Here is a 1968-nt window from a genome sequence, read left to right on the forward strand (position 1 = left end):
AGCAAAACACCTGGTCCCATCCCGAACCCAGCCGTTAAGTGCCGTAGCGCCGATGGTACTGCGTCTTAAGACGTGGGAGAGTAGGTCATCGCCAAACCTAATAAGTTCCTAGACTACAGTATCTCTCGACGATGATCAGAATAACAAAACCGCCGCAGCTCAAAGCTGCGGCGGTTCTGCGTTTGAGGGTGTGATGCCCGATCCCTTCCGGCGGTCTTCCGAGCGGCCTTTGGGCTGCGCGTCGCTCTATCAGTCAAAAACTTGAACCCAGGTTTTCGACAGCTGAGGTGAACTGGCCCCCATTTCGACCGGACACCTTGGACTGACCAAGGAGGCTTAAGGATAGCCTTAAGCACGTGCTTATGTCTGAGATGGAAATCATTACTGATGGTGGGCGCCGTCGACGCTGGTCTGCGGCTGAAAAGCTTCGGATCGTTGGAGAGACCCTCTATGACGGGGATAGCGTTTCCGCCGTTGCTCGTCGTAATGGTGTGGCCCCAAATCTGTTGTATCGTTGGCGTAGATTGATGCTCGAGGGAGGGAGTGTCGCTGTGACAGGGGATGACAGTGTGACCAGCAACAAGGCTGTCCGAGAGATGGAAGCCCGCGTCCGGGAGCTTGAGCGCCAGCTGGGACGCAAAACGCTGGAAGTGGAGATTTTGAAGGAAGCGCTCGAAAAGTCCCGCACAAAAAAACCGACCTTGCTTGCGCGTGCCTGCGGCACCTCAAACCGGGCGGTTCCCGGTGAAGGCGGTAGCACAGACGTTAGGCGTATCCCGCTCGAACTTACATGAACGACAGAGAAGAAGCACGGAGCCGCGTCGGAGCTATCATAAAGCTCAAGACGCGGCGCTGTTGCCACGTATCGAGCGTTTGGTGGCGGAGCGCCCAACCTATGGCTACCGTCGGATCTGTGCAGTGCTGAACCGGGAACTCAAGGCAGAAGGCCTTGCCCCGGCAAATCATAAACGCGTCTATCGCATCATGAAGGCCAATAACCTGCTGCTGGAGCGATCTGGCTTCGACCGGCCCGAACGCATCCATGACGGCAAGGTCGTCATGATGCGGTCGAACTTGCGCTGGTGCTCTGATGGGCTGGAGTTCACCTGCTGGAATGGCGACATTATCCGCGCGGCGTTCCTGCTCGATGCTCATGATCGTGAGGTCATCGCCTGGCGGGCCGTCGCCAATGCCGGGATTAGCGACTCGGATGTGCGTGACATGCTTCTGGAGGCGGTCGAGAAACGCTTCGGCAGCTATCGTGCGCCAGAGGTGGTCGAGGTCTTATCCGACAATGGAAGCGCTTACACAGCAAAGGAAACCCGCACCTTCGCTCGCCAACTCGGCCTGAAGTCATGCTTCACCCCAGTCGCCAGCCCGCAATCCAACGGCATGTCCGAAGCCTTCGTAAAGACGCTCAAACGCGATTACGTGCGCGTCAATCCACTACCCAATGCCGAAACCGTTTTGAATTTGATAGGAGAATGGATCGAGGACTATAACAACAACCACCCACACAGCGGCCTTAGATGGCGCTCGCCTCGCGAGTTCATCAAGGCCAAAACCGAAACCGCTTAGGTGTCTGGTGAAACGGGGGCCGGTCCATGAGGGTGCTTGCGCGCTATTGCTTCAAAGACCCGGAATCACGGCTACGAGTCGGGGACTTGAACTTTGCTGCCGTATCGGGTTTCCGACTCAGTTTTTTTCACCCCTAGCTTGCTTTTCGGGACACCCATGGCGCTCCCCTTAGACCATCTGCCCCGAGAGAAGTCTATCTAACCCTCTATAATATATAGAATATTTCCAGAAGATCATAACCGCGCCGTTTTTCTCAACTTTCTGCTTGCGGCCTTGTCTCAGTAACCTTAGAACCCCCTCTACCGGCGGCGCTGAGACGCACCGCTGGGGCGCCAGACGGGGCGGACGGCAGCGGAGACGCGGTGGTTCGGATCGAAAGGCGGATAGGAA

1 protein-coding gene and 1 rRNA gene are annotated in these 1968 nt (G+C 56.7%); both read left to right on the plus strand.

What is annotated here, in order from left to right; all coding sequences use genetic code 11:
- Window positions 1-97 (plus strand): 5S ribosomal RNA (gene rrf / locus J7392_RS24045); the annotation flags it as partial.
- 265 nt (window positions 98-362) lie between these two features.
- Window positions 363-1578, plus strand: a protein-coding gene (locus tag J7392_RS24050) for an IS3 family transposase (RefSeq protein WP_247744763.1) whose coding sequence is annotated in 2 segments (ribosomal slippage) — window positions 363-731 and window positions 733-1578 — 1215 coding nt in all. Because the reading frame shifts where the segments join, the coding sequence is not laid out codon by codon here.
- The last annotated feature ends 390 nt before the right edge of the window (window positions 1579-1968 follow it).

Source organism: Sulfitobacter sp. R18_1 (assembly GCF_017743915.1).
Taxonomy (GTDB): Bacteria; Pseudomonadota; Alphaproteobacteria; order Rhodobacterales; family Rhodobacteraceae; genus Sulfitobacter; species Sulfitobacter faviae.